Source organism: Streptomyces sp. NPDC015532, assembly GCF_043078065.1.
In the GTDB taxonomy this organism is placed as follows: domain Bacteria; phylum Actinomycetota; class Actinomycetes; order Streptomycetales; family Streptomycetaceae; genus Streptomyces.
In genome coordinates, this window is record NZ_JBIBSY010000002.1 from 407,636 (window position 1) to 431,594 (window position 23,959).

Annotated in this window: 24 protein-coding genes and 6 pseudogenes; 24 read left to right on the top strand and 6 right to left on the bottom strand. The window is 66.2% G+C overall.

The genetic code is table 11. The features are described 5' to 3' along the window. Positions 1-124: 124 nt before the first annotated feature. The 4 genes and pseudogenes from ACF07B_RS08220 to ACF07B_RS08235 all read left to right on the top strand — a co-directional run bounded on the left by ACF07B_RS08220 (position 125) and on the right by ACF07B_RS08235 (position 5,179). A complete protein-coding gene (locus tag ACF07B_RS08220) occupies positions 125-934 on the top strand; it encodes an SDR family NAD(P)-dependent oxidoreductase (protein ID WP_392178246.1) in 810 nt (269 codons plus the stop codon). A 169-nt stretch (positions 935-1,103) separates the two neighbouring features. Next, complete coding sequence (locus tag ACF07B_RS08225) at positions 1,104-1,880, top strand: GNAT family N-acetyltransferase (protein ID WP_392178247.1); 777 nt, start codon at positions 1,104-1,106, stop codon at positions 1,878-1,880. Positions 1,881-3,154: 1,274 nt separating this feature from the next. Further along, positions 3,155-4,386, top strand: a pseudogene (locus ACF07B_RS08230) (IS701 family transposase). Between the two features lie 334 nt (positions 4,387-4,720). Beyond that, positions 4,721-5,179 carry a TIGR03618 family F420-dependent PPOX class oxidoreductase gene (locus tag ACF07B_RS08235; RefSeq protein WP_392178735.1) on the top strand — a complete coding sequence of 153 codons (459 nt, stop codon included), beginning with the start codon at positions 4,721-4,723 and terminating at the stop codon, positions 5,177-5,179. Between the two features lie 631 nt (positions 5,180-5,810). Here ACF07B_RS08235 and ACF07B_RS08240 read toward each other — a convergent pair. Both ACF07B_RS08240 and ACF07B_RS08245 read right to left on the bottom strand, forming a co-directional pair. Then, positions 5,811-6,461 (bottom strand): HAD family hydrolase, encoded by a 651-nt coding sequence (locus ACF07B_RS08240; protein ID WP_362406998.1) that lies wholly within the window; start codon positions 6,459-6,461, stop codon positions 5,811-5,813. 70 nt (positions 6,462-6,531) lie between these two features. Further along, positions 6,532-6,741, bottom strand: coding sequence for a hypothetical protein (locus ACF07B_RS08245; RefSeq protein WP_392178248.1), 210 nt, complete (start codon positions 6,739-6,741; stop codon positions 6,532-6,534). Between the two features lie 339 nt (positions 6,742-7,080). Here ACF07B_RS08245 and ACF07B_RS08250 point away from each other — a divergent pair, with 339 nt between their 5' ends. From ACF07B_RS08250 to ACF07B_RS08265, 4 genes are all read left to right on the top strand, one after another. Then, complete coding sequence (locus tag ACF07B_RS08250) at positions 7,081-7,608, top strand: hypothetical protein (RefSeq protein WP_392178249.1); 528 nt, start codon at positions 7,081-7,083, stop codon at positions 7,606-7,608. Between the two features lie 268 nt (positions 7,609-7,876). Beyond that, positions 7,877-8,218 (top strand): hypothetical protein, encoded by a 342-nt coding sequence (locus ACF07B_RS08255; protein ID WP_392178250.1) that lies wholly within the window; start codon positions 7,877-7,879, stop codon positions 8,216-8,218. Positions 8,219-8,443: 225 nt separating this feature from the next. Further along, the gene (locus tag ACF07B_RS08260; RefSeq protein WP_392178251.1) at positions 8,444-8,887 is read left to right on the top strand and encodes a hypothetical protein; all 444 of its coding nucleotides are present in this window, start codon (positions 8,444-8,446) and stop codon (positions 8,885-8,887) included. Positions 8,888-9,263: 376 nt separating this feature from the next. After that, on the top strand, positions 9,264-9,680 hold the full coding sequence (locus ACF07B_RS08265) for a DUF6234 family protein (RefSeq protein WP_392178252.1): 417 nt from the start codon (positions 9,264-9,266) through the stop codon (positions 9,678-9,680). A 119-nt stretch (positions 9,681-9,799) separates the two neighbouring features. On the opposite strand, the gene ACF07B_RS08270 is transcribed toward ACF07B_RS08265, so the two are convergent. After that, on the bottom strand, positions 9,800-10,315 hold the full coding sequence (locus tag ACF07B_RS08270) for a DinB family protein (protein WP_392178253.1): 516 nt from the start codon (positions 10,313-10,315) through the stop codon (positions 9,800-9,802). A 301-nt stretch (positions 10,316-10,616) separates the two neighbouring features. Between ACF07B_RS08270 and ACF07B_RS08275 the strand changes: the two genes are divergently transcribed. From ACF07B_RS08275 to ACF07B_RS08300, 6 genes and pseudogenes are all read left to right on the top strand, one after another. Then, positions 10,617-10,925, top strand: a complete 309-nt coding sequence (locus ACF07B_RS08275) for a hypothetical protein (RefSeq protein WP_392178254.1) — start codon at positions 10,617-10,619, stop codon at positions 10,923-10,925. Between the two features lie 176 nt (positions 10,926-11,101). Then, entirely contained in the window at positions 11,102-11,374 is a 273-nt protein-coding gene (locus ACF07B_RS08280; protein ID WP_392178255.1) for a hypothetical protein, read from the top strand. 597 nt (positions 11,375-11,971) lie between these two features. Beyond that, a pseudogene (locus ACF07B_RS08285) lies at positions 11,972-12,151 on the top strand (NUDIX hydrolase); the annotation flags it as partial. Positions 12,152-12,160: 9 nt separating this feature from the next. Beyond that, positions 12,161-12,577, top strand: a complete 417-nt coding sequence (locus ACF07B_RS08290; protein ID WP_392178256.1) for a hypothetical protein — start codon at positions 12,161-12,163, stop codon at positions 12,575-12,577. Positions 12,578-12,612: 35 nt separating this feature from the next. Then, positions 12,613-13,065 (top strand): hypothetical protein, encoded by a 453-nt coding sequence (locus tag ACF07B_RS08295; RefSeq protein WP_392178257.1) that lies wholly within the window; start codon positions 12,613-12,615, stop codon positions 13,063-13,065. 279 nt (positions 13,066-13,344) lie between these two features. Next, positions 13,345-13,665, top strand: coding sequence for a hypothetical protein (locus ACF07B_RS08300; RefSeq protein ID WP_392178258.1), 321 nt, complete (start codon positions 13,345-13,347; stop codon positions 13,663-13,665). Positions 13,666-13,674: 9 nt separating this feature from the next. Here ACF07B_RS08300 and ACF07B_RS08305 read toward each other — a convergent pair. After that, a pseudogene (locus ACF07B_RS08305) lies at positions 13,675-14,536 on the bottom strand (IS5 family transposase). A gap of 91 nt (positions 14,537-14,627) precedes the next feature. Here ACF07B_RS08305 and ACF07B_RS08310 point away from each other — a divergent pair. Together ACF07B_RS08310 and ACF07B_RS08315 are read left to right on the top strand one after the other, a co-directional pair. Continuing rightward, complete coding sequence (locus ACF07B_RS08310; RefSeq protein WP_392178259.1) at positions 14,628-14,954, top strand: hypothetical protein; 327 nt, start codon at positions 14,628-14,630, stop codon at positions 14,952-14,954. Between the two features lie 217 nt (positions 14,955-15,171). Next, entirely contained in the window at positions 15,172-15,636 is a 465-nt protein-coding gene (locus ACF07B_RS08315; RefSeq protein WP_392178260.1) for a DUF4279 domain-containing protein, read from the top strand. A gap of 65 nt (positions 15,637-15,701) precedes the next feature. On the opposite strand, the gene ACF07B_RS08320 is transcribed toward ACF07B_RS08315, so the two are convergent. Next, positions 15,702-16,229 carry a transposase gene (locus ACF07B_RS08320; RefSeq protein ID WP_392178261.1) on the bottom strand — a complete coding sequence of 176 codons (528 nt, stop codon included), beginning with the start codon at positions 16,227-16,229 and terminating at the stop codon, positions 15,702-15,704. After that, positions 16,226-16,765 (bottom strand): annotated as a pseudogene (locus ACF07B_RS08325) (winged helix-turn-helix domain-containing protein). The gene ACF07B_RS08320 and the pseudogene ACF07B_RS08325 overlap by 4 nt, the downstream one beginning before the upstream one ends. Positions 16,766-17,304: 539 nt before the next feature. On the opposite strand from ACF07B_RS08325, the gene ACF07B_RS08330 reads away from it, so the two are divergent. The 8 genes and pseudogenes from ACF07B_RS08330 (at position 17,305) to ACF07B_RS08365 (ending at position 23,904) form a co-directional block, all read left to right on the top strand. Beyond that, entirely contained in the window at positions 17,305-17,808 is a 504-nt protein-coding gene (locus ACF07B_RS08330) for an N-acetyltransferase (protein ID WP_392178262.1), read from the top strand. A 270-nt stretch (positions 17,809-18,078) separates the two neighbouring features. Further along, a pseudogene (locus tag ACF07B_RS08335) lies at positions 18,079-18,263 on the top strand (transposase); the annotation flags it as partial. Positions 18,264-18,410: 147 nt separating this feature from the next. Then, a pseudogene (locus ACF07B_RS08340) lies at positions 18,411-18,540 on the top strand (IS5/IS1182 family transposase); the annotation flags it as partial. 324 nt (positions 18,541-18,864) lie between these two features. After that, on the top strand, positions 18,865-20,079 hold the full coding sequence (locus tag ACF07B_RS08345) for a PQQ-binding-like beta-propeller repeat protein (RefSeq protein ID WP_392178263.1): 1,215 nt from the start codon (positions 18,865-18,867) through the stop codon (positions 20,077-20,079). A gap of 1,318 nt (positions 20,080-21,397) precedes the next feature. Next, complete coding sequence (locus ACF07B_RS08350) at positions 21,398-21,919, top strand: hypothetical protein (protein ID WP_392178264.1); 522 nt, start codon at positions 21,398-21,400, stop codon at positions 21,917-21,919. Between the two features lie 319 nt (positions 21,920-22,238). Further along, on the top strand, positions 22,239-22,574 hold the full coding sequence (locus ACF07B_RS08355) for a helix-turn-helix domain-containing protein (protein WP_392178736.1): 336 nt from the start codon (positions 22,239-22,241) through the stop codon (positions 22,572-22,574). Between the two features lie 206 nt (positions 22,575-22,780). Continuing rightward, positions 22,781-23,128 (top strand): VOC family protein, encoded by a 348-nt coding sequence (locus ACF07B_RS08360; protein WP_392178265.1) that lies wholly within the window; start codon positions 22,781-22,783, stop codon positions 23,126-23,128. A gap of 317 nt (positions 23,129-23,445) precedes the next feature. Further along, positions 23,446-23,904, top strand: a complete 459-nt coding sequence (locus tag ACF07B_RS08365; protein WP_392178266.1) for a hypothetical protein — start codon at positions 23,446-23,448, stop codon at positions 23,902-23,904. Positions 23,905-23,959: the final 55 nt, after the last annotated feature.

Below are 23,959 nucleotides of genomic sequence, written 5' to 3' on the forward strand. Positions count from 1 at the left end.
CGCGCTCGTCCGCGAACCGAGGGGCGTCGCGATCCGATCCGACGCCCCTTTCCCCTCCTCACCTGCCCGCACGTGCGCCGCCCCTCGCCGGGGCTGTGGGCGTGCTTGTACACCTGGATGAACGATGCCCGACTCCACCCCTTCCTCCCGAACCGTACTCGTCACCGGCGCCACCTCAGGCATCGGTTACGAGACCGCCCGGCAGCTCGCCGAACGCGGTGCCACCGTGCTGCTGCACGGCCGCACCGCGGAAGAGGCGCGCGCCGCCGCCGACCGTCTCATCGCCACCGCCGGTGTCGACGCGGGCCGACTGCGCACGTACGCCGCCGACTTCACTCACCTCGACGAGGTCGAGTCCATGGCGAGCCGCGTCGTCGCCGAGCACCCGCACCTCGACGTCCTCGTCAACAACGCGGGCATCGCGGCGCCCGAGCGGCACACCGTCACCGCGGACGGCAACGAGATCGCCCTCCAGGTCAACTTCCTCTCCCACTATCTCCTGACGTGCCTGCTGGAATCGGCGCTCACCACAGACCCCGGCGGGCGGGTCGTCAACGTCTCCTCCTCCCTGCACCGCACCGCGAACATCCAGTGGAACGACCCCAACCGCGCCCGCCGCTACTCCCGGCTCGCCGCCTACGCCCAGTCGCAGCTGGCACTCACCGTCTTCGCCGCCGACCCACGCGTGACCGCGGTATCCGTCCACCCCGGTATCTGCGACACGGCGCTGCTGCCCCTGTACGCGCACGAAGGCGTCACGCCGGCCGAGGGCGCGGCGAACGTGGTCCGCCTGTGCGACCCGGCCGTCGAGATCGTCAACGGCGCCTACTACGACCGCGCCGAGCACGTCGAACCGGCCTCGGCCGCCAGCGAGGACCGCACGATCAAGCGCCTCAACAAGCTCGCCGATCTACTCGTCGGCCGTACCGGTTGAAGTTTCTTTTCACACAACGGAGTTGATGCCCATGTCGAAGCGCGCCCGCAAGAAGAAGGCCCGCCGCAAGAGAAAGGCGAACCACGGCCGCAGGGCCGGTCAACGCTGAGCCCCAGGGGCGACCCCGTCACACACCTGGGTCGCCCCATTCCCAGTGACAGGTGACCTCGTGATCCAGCTCCTTCCCCACCAACTTCCCTCCCTCTCCCGGTGGTTTCCCGCCGCCGCACCCGGCCCCGTCACTCTCGCCGAGCACGCCCTGGCCACCGGAACCGGGCAGTGGTGGGCCGACCGGGCCGTACATCCGCGCACCGTCGCCGTACGCTGCGCCGATCACGCCCCGCTACGCGGTGACCCGACCGCCCTCGCCACCGGAGCCCTCACACCGCTGGCCGACTGCTACATCGACGCACCCCACCGCTTCCTCCCAGCCCTCGCCGACGCCTTCGACCAGGTCACCCCCTGGGAGCGCATGGTGTACGTACATCGCACGCCGCCCTCCTCGATAGCCCGCCTCCCCTGGGGCGTGACGGTACGACGACTCGCACCGGAGCATGCCCCGGCCCTCGCCGAACTCGACACCGACGCGGTCTGGATCCACGGCACATGGGGAGGTCCGGCCGCTCTCGCGGCCTCCGGCCTCTGCTGGGCCGCCTTCCACAAGGACCGCGTTCTGGCTATCGCCTGCGCATACTTTCTGGGCAGCACATACGCGGACATCGCCTGCGTCACGATCCCCGAGCACCGGCGCGAACACCTGGCAGTGGCCTGCCTCACCGCCCTGTTGGCAGACATCGCGGCCCGCGGTCACACCGCGAGCTGGTCCTGCGCCCGCGACAACCGCCCCAGCCGCCTACTCGCCTGGACCGCCGGCTTCAGGCTGGAACGCGAGTACGTCCACTACGCGGCAGGAAGTCCCAGACGGCACGACCGCCTCACCGCATAGCCGCCGCATCACCGCACGACCCCAGAGACCGTGCGGGAATGAGATCCGAGGTGACCAGCGCTCCGGTGCGACGCCAGTGGCGGGACACCTGGATCAATGGGCCTGATCGGACTCTGACGGCCCAGCACCAAGTCCCGTACCCGGCACCGGGGTTCAACCCGCGCGAAGCCGCCCGCTACCTGGCTCACCAGGGCCTCGAACGGCCCCTGCCAGCGGGCGAGGTCTACGCTGCGGCTCGCCGCCACCGCACAATCTTGAAGAGTCCTCACACTCCACCAAGATCACGCAATGGCCGTCCTGTTCCGCGACGAACGACGAGGTCACGGAGTCCTGCTGGTACTGGGGCATGGACCCGCTGGATCCCTAGCCGAAGATTGCCGGACACCGGCAATGCGCAGAGATCCGCCGCGCACGCATGCTGATTTCTGCAAGCAGAAACGGAGGGCATCAGTGGAAGCAACCACAACTCGCAGCGTGGCGCGTGCACGCATGGGATCGACCCTGGCGGTGACGGTTCTTCTGCTGCCTTTCGGCGTCTACGGGCTGGCCAGGGAGGGGGTAGTCCCCGAAGGCGCACCGATCGTGCTCGGCCTGCTGTCCGTGATCGCCAGCTCCGTCCTGCTACCGGCACTGTGTGAGGAGCGAGCCCCGTTACGGCACTCATCGTCGCACCTGGCTGCACACACCTTGACCGGCGAACGGTCCGTCGACCTCAACCGAATCACCACCGTCAGGCTGCTGACGACCTTCTCGTACGGCAGCACGTACCGGACCCTGTTGGTGCGCGACGCCCACGGTGTACGACTGGGTATCACGACCGAGAGAAGCCGCAGGAAGCTACGCCGAGCGATCGAGAAGGCAGACGCGGACACCGCGCGAGGTGTCCCCGGGCCCCGCGTGAGCCGTGCGGCCCGGGCACATCTGGGCCTTGCCCCAGGGCGAGGGCTCGTCGTCCACACGGTTCTCGCCTTTCTGCTTACGACGGTGTCCGTGAGCCTGTACGTGGTTGCTGGAGTCCGACTCGGCGGGCAGTAAGCCTTCCCCTGCAATGACTGATAGCCGCACGGCCCTTACCGCCACGACTCAACTCGTGCTCACGATCTACGGCTGGAGTCCTATTACTCCAGCAGCACTTTGACGTTTCCCCTGTTCAGGGGCAGTCTCGGTGAGTGTAGTGGGCTGATTGCCGACCTGTGTTCTCTTTCCTGGTCCGCCCCTCGATCGTGTGCAGCCGCCGTCGGTAGTGGCAACGCTCTGGGCAGCCTTCGGGCGTGATCGACGAGCGTGCAGTTGAGATCTGGAACGACGAGCTCGAGGAATTGTTCCTGCGTACCGGACACCGCTTCAAGCGCGTCGAGCCGCGTTGCAGGATGCGTGACTACATCCGTGGACTGCTGGGCCCGGTCGGCCGAAAGAACGGCTGGCAACTGGCCGAATACGCTGGACACCGAACCCCTGACCGCCTGCAGCGGCTCCTCAACGGCGCCCGCTGGAACGCCGACGAGCTCCGCGACGACCTCCAGCACTACGTAGCCGAACGACTCGGCGAGCCCGACGGCATGCTCGTCCTCGACGACACCGGCTTCCTGAAGAAGGGCACCACCTCGGCCGGCGTGCAACGGCAGTACTCCGGCACCGCCGGCCGCACCGAAAACTGCCAGATCGCCGTGTTCGCCGCCTACGCCACTACGCGCGGACGCGCCCTGGTGGACCGGGAGTTGTATCTGCCCAAGTCCTGGACCGACGACCGCGACCGCTGCCGCGCCGCCCACATTCCTGACGAGCGCACCTTCGCCACCAAGCCTGACCTGGCCAAGGCCATGGTGCTGCGGGCGATCGCCTCTCCGCTGCCGATCGCCTGGGTGACCGCCGATTCCGCCTACGGCCAGGAGTGGCGCTTTCGCCGCTTGCTGGAAGAGACCGCCAACGGCTACGTCCTGGCCGTCCCGAAGTCCCAGCAGGTGCCGCACTTCGGACGCATCGATCACCTCTTCTCCCAGGCACCGGGCGAGGCATGGGAGAGACGTTCGTGCGGTGACGGCGCAAAGGGCCCGCGCCTCTAACACTGGCCCTGCAGATCACGTCCATCGAGGACTTCGACGGCGACATGCCCACCCACCAGCGATGGGCACTGGCACGCCCCAGCATCAACAAGCCCGACGAGATCGCCTACTACCTCGCCCATGCACCGCTCGGCACCACGATCGAGTCCCTGGTCCGTGTCGCCGGGATGCGCTGGGCCATCGAGGAAGCCTTCCAGGCCGCGAAGAACGAATGCGGCCTGGATCAGTACGAAGTCCGCCGCTGCACGGGCTGGATGCGGCACGTCACCCTGGCCATGCCGGCGCATGCATTCCTGGCCGTCATGGCCGCCGACGCCGCGGCAAAAGGGGCAGCAGAAGCGGTTCCTGCCTCGCACCCCTCACCGTGGCAGAAGTTCGGCGGCTCCTGGCAACTGTCCACTCACCCACGGCTCACCAGCCCCCCATCAACGCACGCGCACTGAGATGGTCGCACTGACGCAGACGACGCCAAGCCGTCGCCCGACGTTGCCACTACCGACGGCGGCTGCACACGATCGAGGGGCGGCCCGGGAAAGAGAACACAGGCCGGCAATCAGCCCACTACACTCACCGAAACCGCCCCTGAACAGGGAAAACGTCAAAGTGCTGCTGGAGTATCAGCGCCGTCTCACCATCCGCCCGCCACTGCAGCCGCTGCTGGAACACCGGCTACGGACGCGGCATGCGGAGATCACGGCATTCCTCTGCGAAAACCTTCGGGCGGAGGTGGCAGGGAGTCCACGAAATTACTGGACAGCCAGGGACGTTGGTCACTTCATGACTCACCGACCAGAGCCCCGCTCCCTGTCCGACGAAACCCTCTGCAGTTTGCTCGGCCGGGAGCAGTTCGGCACGCTCGCCACCATCCAACGCAGCGGCCACCCCCACCTGACAACCATGGTGTACAGCTGGGACCCCGAAGCCCGCATTGTGCGGTTCTCGACCACGGCGGATCGGGTCAAGGTCCGGCACCTGCGGCGCAATCCACGCGCGGCGCTGCACGTGTCGGGCGGCGACGTGTGGTCGTTCGCCGTCGCCGAAGGCGAGACCGTGGTCTCCGAGAGCACGACAGTTCCCGGAGACGCGGTCGGGCTGGAACTGCTCGGGATGATCCCGCAGGCCGCGAGGCCCGAGGACGAAGATACGTACCTGGAGGAGTTGGTCGCCGAGCGCCGCGTGGTCATCCGCCTGAAGGTGGACCGACTGTACGGCACGGTGCTTGACATCGACGACTAGGAGATATCAGGCCCGTGCTGGTCGCAGTCCCTCGTCGAGGACTGCGACCAGCACGGTCGCTTCGCAACGGACGGCGAGCTCGTCGTATCTCGTTGCCACGGCCCTGTGGCGCTTGAGTCGCCGACGAGGTTGCGCAGGTCGGCGATCCAGAGAGGCACAAGAAACAGCACCACTCGATACGGGTCTGCCGCAGCGTTGGGTGACAGGTTTGACCTGCCCCACCTCTCAGCTTCCAGTTCTGGCGTGGGCCGCGTCGAGGCCCTCAGCGCCGCGCAGGGCCGCACTCTGGACCAGGCGGTGAACGGTGCGCTGCTGGAGCGAGCCGACGCTATCCACCGTGACTCCATGACCGACTACCTCGCCCAGCGGCGGCGACCTTGCCGCCAGCGCCGGAGAGCTGGCCGGGCCGGGGCTATCGCGCCGGCCTCCTCGTCGCGGACATCTGACTCTGGTCCGCCCGCTGAACGAACAGGCACATCACGGCCGGAGGCATTCTCCCTGCGGATCGAAGCAGACGCGTCCGTGCTCACGAACCAGCGCAGCGGCGTACTCGGACACTTCCTCAGCCTTGCCGTAGGGCAGAGAAATTGTCAATTCGTGCGGATGCTCGGCTACAAGAGGGACGGCGGGGCTACTGCTCGTTGATGAGGTTGGGGAGTTTGCGCATGTCGTGGAAGACGATGGTGCCGGGGCCTTCGAGTCGTTCGGCCGGGGTGAGCCCGCCCGCGTAGCCGAAGGCGTGCATCCCGGCGGCGCGGGCGGCCTGGACGCCAGGGTAGCTGTCCTCGACCACGGCGCAGGCCGCAGGATCGATGCCCATCTGCCGTGCCGCATGCAGGAAGAGGTCGGGGGCCGGCTTACCCCGGGAGACCTCGGTAGAGCTGAAAATGTGGCCCGTGAACCGGTCGTAGAGTCCGGTGACGCCGAGAGTGTGGCGCATCTTCTCGTGGGAGCCGCTGGAGGCGACACAGACCGGCAGGGTGATCTCGGCCAGTGCCTCGGGCAGTCCGTCCACGGCCTCAAGGCCTGCGTCCACCGCCTCCCGGTGGCGCTGAATCAGCTGCTTCCACCAGAAGGCGGCGATCTCCTCCCCCAGCCGCTGGGCAATCTGTTCGCAGATGGATTCCCGTGAGCGCCCGATGAATCGGTCTATGACGTCCGCCTGAGTCAGCGGCCAGCCGAGCTCTGCTCCCAACGCGATCTGGATGCGCACGGCGATGCGTTCACTGTCGACGAGCACACCGTCACAGTCGAATATGACGAGTTCAATCGGCTTGATCATTCCCGCAGCATAGGCGGCTTGCCCGGTCATGCGGCTGTGATGCGGCAACCGATGCCGAACCAGGCCATGCTCACGCGGGAGGCAGGCGAATCATGCGGCTGTGATGCGGCAACCGATGCCGAACCAGGCCATGCTCACGCGGGAGGCAGGCGAAGGCGATGCAGGACATCAGACGTATACCGCCGACGCTGCCAAAAGCACTCACCGCGGCAACCCAGACAGCCAAAAGCAGACCGCGGATGCCAACCCCGATATGACACTTGCGGCCTGCGATCTTCATGCGGGCATCGATGCCCTGACCGGCCGCGGGCACATTCGCGGAGGCCTACACACCCTGTGCGTCCAACACACAGCCGGTCAGCTCACCACCACAGCCCGCCTCCCACAATCGCGTCCACCACTACCCATCCAACGCCACGCTGGCCGACCACCTCACCCCCGCCCACCGCACCACGGCCAACCCCGACACAGACCCCGCCCAGAGACTGGAACTTGTCGCGCAGCGGCTCGGACGGGCGGAGCCTCACTGGCGTCGGCGACGTCCACAGCCCCGGTGTCGGTGATCAGGTGAGTCGTCCGGTCAAGCCGGCGAGGCACATCAGGCTTCCGCCGAGGGTTCATGATGGACGCAGCCGGTCAGCACGGCCGCGGTCTGGGTCAGGTGCTGGACCAGCAACTCGGCCGCAGTGTCCGCGTCGCGGGCCAACGCCGCCTCCTCAAGCCGACGGTGCTCGCCAAGATCGACGGCGAGCGAGGCAACGTCGAGTACGACCTTCAGATCCTGCGCGTGGAGGCCTTGCCGTTCGGGTGGATCTTCTACTGGGGAGCCGTCTGGGACGGTCAGGGACAGCGCCCTCGATTGGGGGGCAACGGTCCTTTCCTGGTGGATCGTGAAAACGAGCGGTTGATCCGAACTGCCACCAGCGTCCCCGTGACCCGTCAGATCGCCGACTACGACGCGAAGCTCACGCACGAAACACGGCAGCGAAGCGAGCCGTACAGCAGCGCAGTACCGCAACCCCAGGAACTGACCCTGGCCGCTGCCGTCCCTCAGAGGCCTCGATGCGACCAGAATGACCGCCGCTGGCCGAACTGGCTAGAACTGCTGCGCGAAAGGCTTCTGGGTCCGTCATGGCGTAGAGAGTAGGCGACGCGATTTCAACCTTCGGGCCACGCGACCGCCTGTACAGCAGCGAAGTACAGCAACCATGTCAACCGCCACCGTCCCACAGCGACCTTGACGGACCTCACGACCAGCCGGGCAGACCGCAGTGACCATCATGCCCATAGTTCGCATCGAGGGGTAGGGAGGCCGGACCTCGAGCGGTGGCGGACGGAGATGGAAGGGGCGCCGTTCGCAAGTGCCGGCCAGAGCGTGGGCGACTGGCCTCTAGGGTTCAGAGTGGGGTGATCCAGTGCACGAAGGTCTGCCGGTTGAGAATGCGGGGAGCGTCCCGTTGTGCCTCTTCGTCGAACCGTACGGCGAAGACTTTTGGCTTGAGCCGGGGGAGGCCGTCACCGTCTCCGCGGGTTGCGACGGCTCCAACGTCCAGTTCGCGGTGACCGTCGCGGCCGAGCTGCTGAGCGTGTGGCTTTTCGAGAACGGTGATCCCGACAGGGTTGTCTCGGAATCCCAGGTACTCGATACGTCTGGCAACCCGTTGGAGTGTGGACACCAGCGCTACGACCGGCGAATCCCCGGGCCATTCTTGCGGCGGGCAGTCAAGCCCGATGAGTCTCCTGACATCAATGCCTGACACCAACAAGGGCGACCGGCCGTGGTCGACGCTGAACGTCAGCCGACAGCCAGTCGAGGCACCGGGTGGGTGGACCGGCACCGGAAGCGCCCCGTCATCGACCTGATAAGGATGCGCGCCAACCTCAAAGCCTGCGCGCGACCGTGCTGCCGAACCGGCGCATCACTTCTAGAAGAACTGATTGTTGAAGTCGACGCGGCCAGCAGCGAGCCCTAGCCTCACGCCATGACTGACGCAGTCGAGGCAGAGGATGCCGTCAAGAACCGCTACCTGAGAGCAGCCCGCACGCTTGCCCCATGCGTGAGCTACTTCGTCGAACGGGTCTCGTTCGGGGCCGTGGACAACGCTGATTGTGTGGATGTCTTCCTCAGGGAGGGTCCGCACAAGCCAGACGTCGTGATCTCGCTTACCTATCTGCACCACGTCAAGACAGGAGATTCGATCGCGGTCCAGGGCTCCTTCATTGACGAGATCTTGGTGGAGTACCTCCCGCCGCTGCCACACCCATGGCCTGAAGATGCCATCGGTCTCATCGACCGCTCTTCCGATCTCCCCAAGTTGGTGCGGCTCCGGATCGCAGGGCCTTCGGAGGTCGATGTCGTCGCATCCTGCCTCACCGTCTACACCGCGATGAGCGACGACGAAGCGAGCTTGCCGCTACATGGATGAGCAAGGCCCAGGCAGTTGCCGTACCGCAGCGAAGTACAGCAACCACAGCAACCGACCCGAACCATCAGCGCCCTGCAAAGGCCGTGGATGGGCTGGTATGACCGTCAGCGACTGATCTCTATAGAGCTACGGATCAGAAGCTTGCAGGTTCGAATCCTGCCGAGTGCACAGCTGGCCAGAGGCCCCGTGGAGGAATCCAGAGGAATCCACGGGGCCTCTGGCTCTTGTGTTGACGGCAGTGGTTGACGGCAACCGCTCCAGAGGAGCTGCCGCAGGATCGATGGGAAGGCGCCTGGCGGATCATGGGACCCATCTGGTGCGGAACTGAGTACCCGTACTCATGTGCCGCCTTAGGCACGTGGGCAGGGTGGCGAGTATGGACCTACCTGTTGCCCCTCCGGCCTTCGATGCCACCACCGGCTCCAGGCAGCGGCGCCGTGTGGACCGGGGTGCCGACATCGCAGCCGGGTGCGGTCTCGTGCTCCTGGAGCTGATCGCCCTGGCGGTGATCTTCGGACTCTGGTTCCTGTCCGGATTCGATCTCGACCCGGAAAAGACCGTCACGACCGATCCCTTGTGGGGCTACCTGGCCGCCGCCGGCGGAGTCGGACTCCTCGCCATTGCGGCGGCCGTGACAGCCGCATGGGCCGACGCCGTCGTGACGGTTGTCACCCAAGCGGTTATGGCCGTCTTGATCTTCATGATCTTCTTGGGCGGGGGTGAGGTCCAGTCTCACCAGGATCAGCTGTGCCACGACGTGCCGTCAGCGGCCAGTTGCAAGGACCGTGGCTAAGGGCCTGTCCGGCGGATCATGTGACCACCAGATTCGACAAGCGCACCTACGTGTTCCACGGCACTGTCACCCTCGCCTCGATCCGCCTCTGGCTCCGCTCGTGACCCGCACGACAGGTCTCAGGCGCCGGTCCACCCGTCGACGAGTTCACGCACGACGTCGAGGTGGCCGTTGTGGCGGGACGTCTCCTCAATGAGGTGGAGGATCACCCAGCGGAGATCGACGTGGCGGCCGTCGCTGATGGGACGCTTGGCCGTCGAGTTCAGCTCGTGGTCGGACACCAGGCGACGGTAGCGGGCACTCTGTTCCTCGTACTCGGCGAGAAGCTGGGACAGCGGGATGTCGACTGCTGTCCGCATCTCAGGGTCGGGATCGTCATCGGTCGCCTCGGCGAGCGGTCCCGCGGGCTCCTCGCCCAGGAACATCACCTGGAACCAGTGGTACTCGACCCACCGCAGATGGCTGATCAGTCCGCACAAGGTCATCAGCGGTGAACTCGGGAGTGGGGCCTTGCGGGCGTCTTCGGCGGACACGCCCTCACACTTGGCTCGCGCGGTGTCACGGGAGTAGTCCAGGAAGGTGGCCAGCTGCGTACGCTCGTCCCACGAGGGAGGCGTGTCGGTTCGTTGAAGCATCGCGGGAGTATCCCGCAGATCGGAACGGGTGTCGACTCAATTGATCATGAGCGGCGTCAAGCGCCACAGCACCGGCTGTGCTCAGGGAGAGCCCGGCAAGATCCGCCGGCCCCAAGCCGCGTGCCGCCGTCTCAGTTTCCGTCTCATTCAGCAACGTTCACGTCGTTCAGACGGGACCAAGGCCTGAGGGCCGACCGAAGCCCAGCCGCCGATGAACGCAGGTGAACGCTCCGGTACACAGCCCACCGCCACGCCAACACAGTTGGAAAGCGTGCGCTTCATGCCGAGGTACCTTCTGGTCATGTCAGTCGAGCGTGTTTGTCCACGCTGTGAACCGTACCGGGTCCATCGCTACCGCTTTAAAGCCGATGGGGCCTTCTTCTTTTTGTGCACTGAGTGCGACTCGCTGTGGTGGCCCGACGAGACAGCCGAGATTGCTCGGGCGCACTTCCTCGACGACGTCGTCGCGGCACGCCTGGGCGTGGAGGGCAACCCGTGGACCGACCGCGTCTGGGCCGACGTCATCGAACCAGTACCCGAGTTCCGTGCTGAAGCAGGCCGCACCACTGGCGCACCAGATGGAGCGGGAAACAGCAGGGAGCCACAGTGAATGCAGCCGAGGCAGGTGAGCCCTCGCCTCGGCCATTCACCCAGGTCAGCAACCGAGTTGGCCTCAAATGCCCGCAGCTTCCCAAGCTGAGAGCGCCGTTGGTCGGCAGTCCGGATTGCCTACGAGGTTGATCCGCGTCCGTTGACCAGGTCCCGTCACCAGTGGATCATGCAGAGGTGGTGACCATCGCCGGCCAAGACGGGCCAAGCCCCGCTCCGTTTCTGTTCATATGGGGCATGCTCGCCCTCATCGGCGGTGGAGCGCTGGTAACCCGCAAGGTTTCAGAGCGCTTCCGCACCCTCATTGCCGAGGGCCTGGCCACGAAGCCGACGCAGCAAGCCCGAGCACAGGCTGTGCCGCTGAGCTTTACGCGATTCATCGGCGGTGTCCTCGTGGCGTGCGGGATGGTCGCGATACCCGTGTCCATCGCGATGACGATGAGGAGCTGAACCTTCGCCAGGTCCGCCTCCTGACATCCACACGTGACATCAACGATGGCAGACGGCAGCGGCCACGAGCGGCGCCTCACGGCCTCCCGCCCTTGTGTCCAACCAACGTGAAGCCCCCGTTGACCGAACTCCTAAAGGGGTGGTCAGCGGCAACCCCTTCGAGGCAGACGGTGCGGCTACTCGAAGGACGGAGCCGCTGCGACCAGCAGACTGCCCGTAACCGCGGTGGCTGTGGTGGGGCTGATGCTGCATTCATCTGCAACCGTCGTAGCCCAGCACTCCCCCAGGCCGCTGCCCAGTCGCCGGCCAGGTCACTGTTGGGGTCGAGATCCACTGACTTGCCTTTGATGCCATAGGCATCGAGGAGCTGCCGCTCGACACCGAACGGTTCACCCAAGGCGAGCGCCGGGAACTCACTGATCCAACGCCGGATGATCCGTCTTCATTCGACGACCAGCCATGCTTCCCCGCCATTCTCCTCATTGTGGTGCGCCGTCTGCCGTGGATAGGGCAGCCCGAAGTACGGTCCGACGACCAGAGGCCACCCCCTGCAAGGGTGGAGTGACGACGACAGTGGAGAACGGCCCCTCCTCGTCGTGCAAGCCCTCCGGGGCACCGAGCGCACGGCCAGCGAATCGACCGCGGTCGAATGGCTCACGCCCGAAGTGGTCAGCGAGCGCATGGCCGAGGTCTTCGCGATCCGGGCTCCTGGACGCCTTGGACGGCAACGGCCCGCACGTGCGGAGCCACGATGGCAAGCAGCTGCTGTGCCGCTGAGGTGCCCCGATGACTGCACCAGATGGAACACGGAAGAAGCCAAGGCAGCTGACCGAGCTGGGCGACGTACACGACTTCCTTGACGAGGTCCGCCTACGCCCCGGGATGTGGCTGCGTGACAGTTCCCTGCAGCATCTCGACTCCATGCTTGCCGGATACCGAGTCGCGTTGGCAGTGCACGGCATCGCAGAGGACTTCGACTTCTGGAGCCCTGACTGCCAGGGGCCATTCGCCGAGTGGCTGTGGAAGCGGCTGGGCCGGCACAGCTCCCTGGGATGGGCAGCCGAGATCGAGCGCGAGGCTGAAGACTCCGACACACCAGCGGTCGAGCTGTTCTTCAGCTTGTTGGACGAGTACCGCGCCGAGCGCAGTCAGCCTGTCGAGACTCGGTTGCTGATTGACGGGTTGGCGTCGGGTAATGCTTGACCCTTCCCCTGCACTTGGTGCGTTACGGTCCTGCCATGCCCGACCGGTTTCCTGAGATCACCTCCGTCGATGAGTTCATCCGACTGCGCCTGAGCGAGGATCCAGCGGAGAGGGACCGCTCGGCGTGGGCAGCTATGCCGATGCCGGCCTGGGATGAGTTGGTGCGTGAACACCCGGACATGCGGTTCTGGGCCGCCCACAACCGCAGTTGCCCGCTGGAAATCCTTGCCGAGCTGATCAAGGACGACGACTGGCGTGTTCGCAACAGAGTGGCGAGCCGTCGCAACTGCCCGGCCGAACTGCTGGAGGAACTGGCTGACGATCCCCACGACGCCGTCCGCAACACTGTCGCCACCCATCGGCGCTCCCCGCGCAGTGCGGTGCTCCGCCTGACGGGCGACCCCTGGTCCGTGATCGCCGAAGCGGCCGGGACCCGCATCGCCAACTGGCCTCAGACAGCCCCGAATGAGACGGACACAACTAACTGATGGTTTCAGAATGAGGTCCGGTGGCGGCGAAGGCCTGTGAGGCGCAGCTGGTTGAGGCGAGGATCCGTCCGGTCTGTCCCCTGCAGCTCTGTCTCGCGCGCCTGACCCATGACGACCGGCAGCCGCACGGACTAGGGCCTGTCCGATGGGTCCTGTGAGCTGATCAGGGCCGTGGCCTAGTGTTCGCTGAACGAAGGGGGTCGCATGTCACGCGCTACAGCTGAAGCAGAGACGGGGATGAAGGGGATCACGTTTCGTGCCTGGCACGGAGAGCACTATGTGACGCTGGCTGAGCTACTGGTTCGCCTCGGTAGCTTCGGCCTGGACCTGACGTGGCGCGTTGAATTCGACGAGATCGTCGACCCTCGCTGTGTCGAGATGGAGAGAAGGTCTGCTGACGCAGGCATGGACACGTTGACACTGTTGTCGTTGACGACCCCCTTCCTCCAGTTGATCGACGCCGAAGCACGTGGGTTCGCCGACGACAAGCTGGTGCTCGTCCTGAGCGAATGCGACAGTTCTTGGTGGGACGTCAGGGCTGTCGACGCGCGCGTACTCAGCGAACTTCGCCACCACTACCCGGGGGCCGAGGACCTCTGAACGGGCGCTTCACTCCGGACGTAGCCACAGGCGGATCGCGGCAACGGTGACCGTCCCGTAGAAGACGTACGCCCGCTTGTCGAAGCGCGTGGCGATGGCTCGGAAGTTCTTCAGCCGGTTGATGGTCCGCTCGACTTCGTTGCGGCGGCGGTAGATCGTCCTGTCGAACCCTGTGGGTCTGCCGCGGCGCCGGCGGTTGGCCCGCTGGTCTCTCGGCTCGGGGATCGTGTGCTCAATCTGGCGTCTGCGCAGGTGACGCCGTGACGAGCCTTATGTCCCCCCGACGTGGTCGGGCCGGGGGCGCGGTCGTCCGCCAGCCTGCCGGGGCACGCGGATCTTTTCCAGGACGGGAATCATCTGCGGTGCGCCCCCCACTGGCCGGGCGTGACGACAAACCCGAGCGGGCGGCACCCGCCCTCCCCGGCGAGGTGGATCTTGCTTGTGAGCCCGCCTCGCGAGCGTCCCAGGCCCTCATCGGAGCGCTGACCCGCCGGAGTCCTGCGCCGACCTGGGATCTTCGGGGCACGAGTGGAGGCGCCGGCAGCGTGCTGATGAGCGCGGCAGGTCGTGGAATCGACGCTGACCATGCTCCAGTCGATGCGGCCTTCGGCATCGGCGTCGGCCTGGACGGCCCGCAGGATGCTCTCCCACGTGCCGTCCGCCGACACCACCTTCGATGACGGTCGTGAACCGTCTTCCAACTGCCGAAGCAGGGAGGCAGATCGCGCCGGGGGAGGCCGGCCCGCTGCCGGAACAGAATCCCGTTGATCACACGGCGGTGGTACTGCCGGCGTCCACCCCACCCGCGATTCGCCGGTAGGTGTGGCTTCAGCGGAGCCCACTCTTCATCCGAAAGATCTCCCCGCCCCATGTCCCACGGAACGAGCTCCCAGCGGGAGCATCACACGACCCATCGGACACGACCTAGCCCGTCTGGCCTATGCGCCGTGCATAGTGTCCTCATGGATCGATTCGTGGGTCAGGCCCGCCTCGAATGGTGGGCTAATCACTCGACGTGCCTTGAGATGTACGACATCGACGTCACCGTCACTGTCGACGCGGCCGGCACGTGGCAGGCAACCGGCCGGCATGCCAATGCACTCGACACGACCCAGCGCGAGGGCTGGGACTTCCTCATGGAGATGGATCCCCACTTCTCCGTCGCGTTTCCCGGTGAGGATCGCGGCGGCATAACGGTGCGAGTCGTCGAGGCAAAGGATGGAGCCCTCACGCTCATGGAGGCACCGGACTGGAACGGCTCCGTGAGCGTCACCTTCGACCTCACCTGAGTTCAGCCCCCAAGGGCAGGAACCCGACTTCGCTACCCTGCGGCCGATTTCGGCTGGCGCACCATACTGATCTTTCAGAATGGACTTCGGAGGCGGCGAAGGCACATGAGGCTGCAGGCTACTGAACTTGAACTTGTGATGTCGGTGGGTCGGGCCCCTCGGAGCCGCATTGGAGAACTCGCTGGTCCGGTGACGGGTGGTCTGCCATGGTGATCGTGTGCCAGATGAATTGACGACGCAGCCACCGATGCCGGATGCGAAGTGGTCGGCTGGGTCGTTGCGGATCACGAGTCGGACGATCAGCGCGGAGGAGATCTCAGAGGCGTTGGGGCTCGATCCACACGACAAGTTCGAGCAGGGCAGTTTGGTCATCCCTTGCAATCCGGACAGCTTCCGGCGGGAGTCCAGCGTGTGGATCCTCACAAGCGGCCTGGGCAGTGACCGCTGGCCTGATGAGCACGCTGCGTCGCTGATCAAGCTGCTGGAGGGACGCCGCGAGGCACTGGATCGGCTGGCCGCCGATTGCGAGGTGGAATTGTGCCTCGGCTTCGGCAGCGAGAACGGTCAGGGCGGATGCGTTCTGCCCGCTGACCTGTTGAAGGAGGTCGGCCTGCTCGGGATCGATGTGGTGTTGGACCTGTATCCGCCGACGCCCGACGACGTGTCCTCTACGGCGGAATGAACACCTCTGGTGTCACCCGTCATCATTGCGGCGACGGTTGCGGGCGAGCGGACGGTCCCGGCAGGTCAACCGTCGAGGAGAAGGCCGGTGCCGTGGAGGCAGCTGTCGATCACTTCAGGCCGGTACTGCAGCGTCTTGAGCCTGCGCTTGACGGCCCAGGTGATCTGTCCGAGGTCGGCTGCGGCAAGGTTGCCGAGGTCACGCTTGACCAGGGACCACACTCCTTCCTGCGGGTTCAGGTCGGGTGCGTAAGTGGGCAGCTGGAACACCGTGAGCCAGCTGGTGTTCGCGGCGATGAACTCACGCAGCGGTGCGGTCAGGTGGATGCGGACGTTGTCCCAAACCAGCACGATCGGCCCGCCCAGCTGGATGCGAGCGCGAACCAGCAGGTCGCGGAAGTCCTGCCAGCCGAAGCCCTTCGGTTGGCCCTTGCGTCCGCTGTACTCGCGCACCGCGTAGATCAGCCGGGACCGCTCGCCCGGTTTGTAGCAGGCCATACCGGCCATCGAGACCCTGCCCGAGCCCCGGCCCCGCACCCGCACCACCGGAGTCCGGCCGATCCGGCCCCAGGTCCTGGCACGCGGCGGCGTCATCGACTGGCCGGCCTCATCCTCGAAGACGATCCAACCGCCGCACGCCGCAGCGGTGCTCTTACCCGCGGCCAGACCTCCTTCTTCCACAGCTCCACCGCGTCGTCATCGCGCTCGATCGCCCGCCGAGCGGGCTGCTGCCACGACCAGCCGTGTCACTTCAGCAGCCGCCAGGTTCCTTCCACTGTGTAGGAGACGTGGAAGAGCCGCCCGATCAGCCTCTTGACGCGCGCCAGCGTCCACCGCTGGTCAGCCCAGCCATGCGCGAGCGGTCCACGTTCCAACTCCCGTTCCAGCCGAGTGATCTGTGCATTGGAGAGTTTTGGGCGGCCAGGGGACCCTCTCGAGGCGACACCGGCCACCCCGCCCTCGCGCCACAGCCGTCGCCACCGCTCAACCGACCGCTCCGACACTCGCAGCATGCTAGCGACAGCCTTGTTCGTCTCCCCGGCCTGGAACTGAGCCACGGCGTCCAGCCGCACCCGCTCCCGGGCTGCCCTCTCGGCGTCGGTCAACCCACCGCCCTGCGCGTACCTCACGCTGACAGCAGTACAGCGCACACGGCTTCCGGCTCAGCCCAACGCCCCGACATCACCCAATCAAGTTCAGTAGCGACTGCTCAACCGCCAGGGGCGAGGCGTACGGGCAGATGCAGCCCAGGCCAACTGAGGCCGGACAGTTCGGCCCGTCATTGATGAGACGGATAGGGCAGTGGCCCACCTTCACTGAGACAAACCGTCGTCCCCACCTTCACTGAGACGTGCCCCGGCTTCGATGAGACAAGTCAGCGCTTCCCGTGGCTCGGGGAGCGATGTCAGGACCTGTCCAGGCGATCTCACGTCCCGTTATGGTGCTCAGCGAAGGGACCGGGCGAGTGCTGTGGAGACGAGTCGAGCGGAGGCAGTCGCGCTTGTGCAGCGAATCAGAAGCCGTTGCCATACCGATCATGGAGTCTGTCGATCGAACGGGAGTCTCGATCGGGTGATCGCGGGCCCTGCCCAGCATGAGAGCAGGGCCTGGCGGTATGCGGGGAAAATCCAGGGGAGCGAACGGCCGCGCGCTGCTACGGTCGGGCGCCATGAGTTGGCTTCCCGATGACTTCGTCCATCCCGTCCTGGTACCGCTGCCGGGCGGTGGTCATCACCTGCGGCCGATCCGGGAGGCGGACACCCCGCTCGACTATCCGGCTGTGATGGGTTCGCGCGAGCGGCTGTGGACCCTCTTCGGTCCGGCCTGGGGCTGGCCCGCGGCCACCATGACCTACGAGGCCGACCAGGCCGACCTGTTGCGGCACGAGAAGGAGATCGCCGCGCACCAGTCCTTCAACTACGCGTTGTTCGATGCGGCGGAGACAGCTCTGCTCGGCTGTGTCTACATCGACCCACCGGAGAGGGCCGGCGCGGACGGCGAGATATCCTGGTGGGTGGTGGACGAGCTGGTGGGCAGCAAGGTCGAGCAGGCCCTCGATGCGCTGGTGCCGCAGTGGATCGCCGCCGACTGGCCGTTCGAGCAGCCGCGCTTCCTCGGCCGCGAGATCTCCTGGTCCGACTGGCTCGCCCTGCCGGAGCATCCCGACACGTAAGTGGTTGTTGCACGTACCGATCTCGAAGGCTGTCGATCGAACGGGAGTCTCGATCGGGTGACTGCGGCGGTTTCCGCGCGTGAAAGCAGGGCCACTTGGTAGCTCGGGGGTGCGATCCCATTCCGAGTGGTTCCCGGAGGCCCTGTTGTCTTTGTTGTACGTGCCCAAGCACGTTGACTTCAACTCGCCCGCCGTGTCGTGCGATTGCCTCGCGCACGTGTACGGCAACGCGGCCGACCATCCGGACCGGGTGCGCCGGCACCGTCGGACATGACGGACGCGGAGTGGGCGGCCGTCCGGCCGTTGCTGCCGGTGCCGGCCTGGTTCCAGGGGCGGGGTGGACGGCCCGAGGGCTACTGCCACCGGCAGCTGTTGGACGCGATCCGCTACCTGGTTGCGGGCGGGATCTCATGGCGGGCGCGATGCCCGCGGACTTCTCGTCATTCACTACGGTGCGCACGGGCATACCTTCCCCACCGGCACTCGCATTGCCGGCCTACTCGGTGACCATCACGGGATCATTCGGGAAGCTACGCCCTTCGCGTGCCCTCCGGAACTGATCCACAAGTCCTGAGCATTGCTCCTCCGATGCGCGCTGGGAACTGATCGGGCCCACACTCACCATCTGGCGGGTCGAGCGCAGGGGCACGGGGCCTGGACATCGGCCGGCCGCCCGAACACGACCTGCGCCGCCTGATGGGCGCCATCCTCTACGTCGACCGCACCGGCATCGCTCGGGGAGGGAGAGAGAGCAGCCAACCGCACTTCTCCCCCACCAGTCACCCCGCTGTTGACGGCGCTGACACGTCGGCACGGGCCATCCGTCTGGGCCTCCTCACAGCGCGGTATCGCGTGGTCAGCGAGGGGTGACAGGCCGCCTCAGAAGCTGATAGGAAGATCACATTGTCCAGCCGACTACTCGAGTAAGCATCCGACAATCGGCTCCTCGGCAATCACACAACGAGCGCACACGTCTCGCCACTGCAATCCCGCGCACGACGCCGACCAGGACAAACCCGCCTCCCCCAGTCAGACCTTCGCACCTCTGGAATTGCCATGCCCTCTTCCCTCAGCCCTCGCCTGGCCAACGCCTTCCTGCTGGTAGCCGTCGGCATCGCCGCTCTCACTGCTTGCAGCACCGACTCCGGCCCCGCTCATGTTGCGTCCGCTCCGACCGCCTCGGTAGCCAGACCCGGGCCGTTCGGTCCACGAACCCTCGCGTCCCGGCCGCCGCGTGAGCTCAGCAGCAAGCCGATTGCGGTCGGTGCTGGTGTCGTGCTGACGCTGCCGGACGACCGATCCTCCTTGGTTGCCTACGACCCGGCTACCGGTGCTCAGCGATGGAAGTCATCCGTGAGGTCCGGCTACGCACAGCAGGCATGGCCCGTCGGTAGCGACTTCATCGTCAGCTGGGGAAACCAGTCACCTGAGGGGAACGACCAGAGCACCGTGGGCGACTTTGTGGCACGCCTCAACGGGCGAACCGGAAATCCTGTCTGGGCCGCCAGGGTCTCCGAGTGGCCCAGTCGGGGGGGGAGCATCAGTTTCCGCCCAAGGGCGGGAGTCGTACTGGTCTCAGGCCAATCGCGTTACAGCTGGACGACTGCTCTGGATCTGGAGTCAGGCAAGATTCGGTGGAAGCAGACCGACTCTGTGCTCACCGCCGACGATTTTGACGCCGGCGACTTCGGGGGAAACTACGCCCTTGTTTACAAGCAGTTGGACTCGTATGCGGACACCGGGCGCCTCATGCGCATCAATCCCTTCAAAGGCAAAGCCTTGTGGACGGTGGCCTTGGGCAAGGCATACGGCACCACCGTGTACAACGTGCGCAATCACGTTGTGGTCTCCCGTCGCGGACGCGACGGCGCGGGAATCGTGATGTTCCTCGAGGGTGCCACCGGCAAGCGGGTCTCTGTGATTCATGGTGCGGTACGGGCACACGACGACAACATCGTCGTAGTCTCTTCCAAAACCGGCATAGCTGCCTACGACCAGAGCGGAAACAAGCGCTGGGAGGTAGCCGACCTTGTGATCGAGGACGGCCGGCGCGCCTTCAGCGACGGCAAGACCGTCTATCTGCTCACCGGCAGCGAGAAGCAGGGCACGCTCAGCCTCGTGGGCTTGGACGCCGCGAGCGGTAAGCAGGTGACATCCCTGACGCATCAGATGGAGGCTGAGCTCCTCGGCACCGTCAACGGCTTCCTTGTTGCTGAGAGCCCCTACGGAAATGTAGGACTGATCTTCGCCAGCAAGCCGGAACACGGTTGAAATCGCGGCTCAGGCGGTATGCAGTCCGTTCCGCAGTTGTAGGCCACGGTGCCAGCGCGTCCGGAACAGATTGAGCTCCCTACCTTGTTGGCGGGTGAGCGTGCCCCGCCGAAGAAGCGCGAGCATGCACACTCTGCGCCAAAAGTGCCAGGGCTCTCCCACGCTCAGATCATCGAGTACGTGACCGCCTTGCAACATGGCGATGCTCCGGCGCACCTGGTAGAGGTCTCCTCCAGGGAACTGGTGCCGTCTACCGACCCGTTCTTGTCCGTGGTGACCATCCGCAGAGCCGAGAACCATCGAGGTGCCTGACAGCAGCAGCTGTCCTCACGAAACGAGGAGAAACCCTCTTACGCAGGAGCGAGCAGCCAGCGCGGCCAAACATCTGGCGCTTGAGCATTTTGATCCGGTTGACGTGGCCTTCGACAGCACCCGAGCTCCAGGGCAGGGTCAAACCGGCGATAACGGCGCGGAGGGCATCGGAGCCGAGAGCGTGCCCGAAGAGGACGACGACCTACCCGACTTCGAGTTCCGGTCAGACACCGCGTAGCTGGCCGAACCCGCCCCTCTGGGCGCCCACGCCCGTTTCCTCGACATCACGCCCGCGCCCCCAGGGCCCACCACGCCGTGCGTAACCGCATCAACGCTGACCCAGCCCCTCACGGCCCGCGATGTGGCAGGGATTCCGGGCGACGTACATGACGACGTAGGACTCTTCCTCGCCGATCTGTCCAAGGCTCGTCGAGACGGATGGATCGAGCTCCAGCTCTGGGTGAAACAGCCCTGGCAGGAGACCCGTTGGGATACCGACGGCACCACCATCGACCTCGCCGAGCCCCGGACCATGCCCGCGCCCGAACGCCGCACCCCTCCCCTCCCCTCCCCTCCCCTCCCCTCCCCCGGCAAGGCTGTGCCGCCGCCGGCCTCCGCGGCCTTGGACAAGGCGTTTTGTGGCAGCGGTCCGCTTCCCCAGCCGGACGTTGCATCCGCCGAGGCGGAGCCGGAGCTGGAGCCCGATGCGCCCGCCGAGCATCCGCTCGCCCGTCGCCCACCACGACGAACATCTCCGGAGCAGCGCCCGACCGGGAACCACCCCCGGAAGCCCCGCAGGACGCCTCCACGGGGTGGTAGCCGGCGAGGAAGCCGGCCCCTGCCCAGCTGAGAAGTGCCATTTCGCCTGGGCCGCCTCACCAGTCGAACAATGCTCCCGATGCGCCAGCCTCGGTGCGCACAAGGGCTTCCGCGGGTGCTCCCGAGCGGTCACCATGGAGGTCCGTCGGCGACCCGGGGGTGGGGGATGAGCGAGGGTGGGGACGTTGTGGACGCGCAACCGGAGCAGGACGGACCCGCGTGGTGGCTGGCGCTGGCCTGTCTGGTCGGGCTGCTTCTGGCCTACGTCGTGCTGACGAACTTCACCGGAGAGCTGCGGGCAGCGCTGTGGGGCGAGCCCGGGACCGTGACCGAAGCCCGCTGCCGGACGTACGACAACACCGTCGCCAACGCGGGATCGTCGACGTCCTGCTCGGGCACTTTCACCTCAGACGACGGCAACTCGTCGTTCGACGTCACCGTCGAGGGCGACATCCGCTCGCAACCGGTCCGTGCGCGGTTGGTGGACGGCACGTCCGGCACCGCGTACGTCTCACCGACGCTGTGGACGGGGGTGCTCCCGGTGGGGCTCTCCCTCCTTCTGGCCGGTGTCCCGGCGGCGGTGACGGTAGAGCACGCGCGCCGCGTCCGCGCACAACGCCCGAGGCCGACCCCACCCGGCCCACCCGCCCGGCCCGGTCCGCAGTGGCCGGCTCCGAGTGCGGACGACCCGGGGATCTCCGACTTCTGATCACACCACCCTGCGGTCGCGTCACAGTCCCTACGCCATCTGCCCGCCGGTAACCGCGACTACCCCAGATACACCGGTCCGACTGCGTTGCCTCATGTCGGCGACACTCCTGGACAGCTGTGACGAGGGTCGTGACACCGAGCAAGGAAGATCCGACCTAGCGCCTCTTTGGTTGGGTATCTATCCTGGTGGCGGGGTGGTTCGGTTGCTCGGTGGCGGGTGCTGAACAGTGGTTTTACGAGCACGGCTGCGTCGTGACGAGGGCGAACAACGGTTCGTGGATCGGCTGGCACAAGCGCGCAAGGCGCCTCGTGATCTGGTGCTGCGGGCTCGCATGCTCGAGCTGAGCTGGTCCGGACAGCGAGCGCCTTCCATCGCGGAGAAGTTGAGGTGCAGCCCCCAGACTGTCCGCTGGTGGCTGCACCTCTTCAATCGCCTGGGCCTGCAGGGACTGGATGATCTGGGCGGGCAGGTCCGCAGGTCTTCCTGGCAGGCTTCCCACTGGCCGACCGCGATCCAACGCAGGGCCACCAGTTCCTGGGGGACCATGCAGCCGATGACGCAAACTGTGCGCCCTACACCCCTGACGGTTCGCTCGCTCTCACCGATCTCGGACTGCTCCTGCGCTCGCAGCAGGTCGGGGAAGCGTTCCTAGCGCGCCCGCTCTTCGTGAAGGAGGAGTGGTTCCAGTCGCAGTATTACCGCGATCACCTTCCGTTGGAGGATGCCCCGAGCTGGGTGCCCGAGTACCCATTCCCCGCCGCGACCGAGGGCCTGTCGCGAAAGTGTGTGCGGCGTCGGACGTGCCGTAGTACTCCTGGGGATACATAAGGACACGCTTGTTCTCACTGGGAGTCGTCGATGGCCGTTCGTCGTGTCGTGCCCAACATCCAGTCGGAGGCCGCGCAGGAGAGCCGGGAGTTCTATGGCCTGCTGGGCTTCGAGGAGGTCATGAACCACGGCTGGATCATGACGCTCGCCTCCCCGTCCAGCCCGGCAGCGCAGATCAGCGTCATGGCCATCGACAAGACCGCGCCGGTCACCCCCGACATGAGCGTCGAGGTGGACGACGTGGATGCGGCGTACGCGGTCATGCGGGAGAGCGGTGCGGAGATCATTCACCCCTTGCAGGACGAGGAGTGGGGTGTGCGGCGGTTCTTCGTCCGCGACCCCAGCGGACGGGTGGTCAACGTGCTGGGCCACCGCTGACGCCCTCCCCCACCTCTGGTGAAGGTGCTGGTCACAGCCCATCGCTGATGGCAGCGACGAGGACGGTCGCTTCGTGGCGGACCGCAGGCTTGACCGGTCAGCCCATGTCGGCTCTTCCAGTAATCCAGTGACGAGATGTCAGTGCCCACTGATAGAGAAGGGCCATGGATACCGACGCTCTTCCGCCGTCTGCAGATCACTCTTCCGAGGCCTCGTTCAGGCGTGGGTGCCTGGCCCGGAAGTCAGGGCAGTGGGAGCACGCCCAGGAACTGTTCGAGGAGGCGGTTCGTGGTTCGGGCCCGCAGATGCTCTGGCGCGTGGCAGAGGCCTGCCTGTACGGCGACGAGGCGGTGTCGTGGATGCGGCGGGCCGTGGTCACGGAGAGCGAGCCGGGCGGTATCACGGTCGGCCCCGAGGCACTCGGGATCCTTGGGGGCAACGGCGATGCGCTGGTGCAGAACTGGGAGATCGTCGTCGAGTCGGACGAACCGGCCCGCGCGGTCGCCGCACTCACCGCTGCCGAGCCTCGGCTGATGCGTGTGTTCGAGGACGGTCGCGAACTCTCCCCGGAGGAGGCCGAGGACCTCTGGGACGAGGCCTTCCCTCCCTACAGTCCCAACTACGCCGCCGTCGACGCCACAGTGCCCCGCATCTGGATGGACTGCAAGGACGGGATCTACCCGCACATGGCCCGCACCGCACTGCGCATCGTGATGGACGAACTCCGCAAAGCAGGGGTGCGGCAGGCACACCTGTTCAGCCGTTCCTACCGCTAGCGAACCACGGCCCACACCGGCCCACTCATCACAGAAGATCCGACGGTCAAGATCA